Raw genomic sequence first — 1,151 nt, forward strand, 5'->3', positions numbered from 1 at the left:
TCGTGGTAAAGCGCGTGAAGTTCCAATCGCTATTCAAAAAGCAATGGATGCAGCTCGCAAGAATATGGTTGACGTACCTCTTAGCGGTACAACCTTGCAATATCCTGTAACTGCAAAGCATAGTGGCTCTAAGGTCTATATGCAGCCTGCTTCAGATGGTACTGGTATCATCGCTGGCGGCGCAATGCGTGCAGTGCTAGAAGTCGCAGGGATTCAAAACGTACTTGCTAAGTGCTACGGCTCTACAAACCCAGTTAACGTTGTTCGCGCAACAGTTAAAGGTTTGAGTGCAATGAAGTCACCAGAAGACGTTGCTGCTAAGCGCGGCAAGTCTGTAGACGAAATTACAGGATAAGGTCATGGCTAAGAAAACAATACAGGTTACATTGTACCGTAGCCCGATTGGTCGCTTACCTGCTCATAGAGCGTGTGTTACCGGTCTTGGTCTACGTAAGATTGGTCAGACTGTAGAGCTGGAAGATACACCTTCAGTTCGCGGTATGGCTAACAAAGTTAACTACATGGTTAGGATTGAAGGAGAATAAAATGCGTCTTAATTCAATAAGTCCAGCTCCTGGATCAAAGCCTACAGCTCGACGTGTAGGTCGCGGTATTGGTAGTGGTTTTGGTAAAACTTGTGGTCGTGGCCACAAGGGTTTGAAGTCTCGTTCTGGCGGTTCTGTAGCGCCAGGTTTCGAGGGTGGTCAGCAACCTCTAGCACGCCGACTTCCAAAGTTCGGTTTCAGTTCACGTCAAGCTAAGTACTCTGCTGAAATTCGTTTGAACGAATTAGCAGCTGTCGAAGCTGATGTTATCGACTTGGATGCGTTGAAAAACGCAAACTTGGTTCGTCGTGATGCTAAGCAGGCTAAAGTTATTTTGTCGGGCGAGTTATCTAAAGCAGTTACTATTCAAGGTTTGAAAGTGACTAAAGGTGCTCGTGAAGCAATTACTGCTGCTGGCGGAAAGGTAGAGGATTAATACCCATGGCGAAGTCAAACGCATTGCCTTCGGGCGTAGGTAAAGGTTTTGCAGAACTCAAATCAAGATTATGGTTTGTGTTCGCTGCAATCCTAGTTTATCGAGTTGGTGCGCACATTCCAGTGCCAGGCATCAACCCAGAGAGACTAGCCGCGCTATTCGAGCAAAAC

The 1,151-nt window shown here is 46.8% G+C and carries 3 protein-coding genes and 1 pseudogene; all 4 read left to right on the forward strand.

All coding sequences use genetic code 11. From position 1 onward, the window contains the following. Positions 1–355 (forward strand): 30S ribosomal protein S5 (locus A3766_RS02935; RefSeq protein WP_068641638.1); only part of this gene is annotated, 355 nt, incomplete at its 5' end. A 4-nt stretch (positions 356–359) separates the two neighbouring features. Continuing rightward, positions 360–545, forward strand: coding sequence for a 50S ribosomal protein L30 (rpmD, locus tag A3766_RS02940; RefSeq protein WP_068508545.1), 186 nt, complete (start codon positions 360–362; stop codon positions 543–545). Between the two features lies 1 nt (position 546). After that, positions 547–981, forward strand: a complete 435-nt coding sequence (gene rplO, locus A3766_RS02945; RefSeq protein WP_068508547.1) for a 50S ribosomal protein L15 — start codon at positions 547–549, stop codon at positions 979–981. A gap of 5 nt (positions 982–986) precedes the next feature. Continuing rightward, positions 987–1,151 (forward strand): annotated as a pseudogene (gene secY / locus A3766_RS28715) (preprotein translocase subunit SecY); the annotation flags it as partial.

The organism is Oleiphilus sp. HI0132, assembly GCF_001635845.1.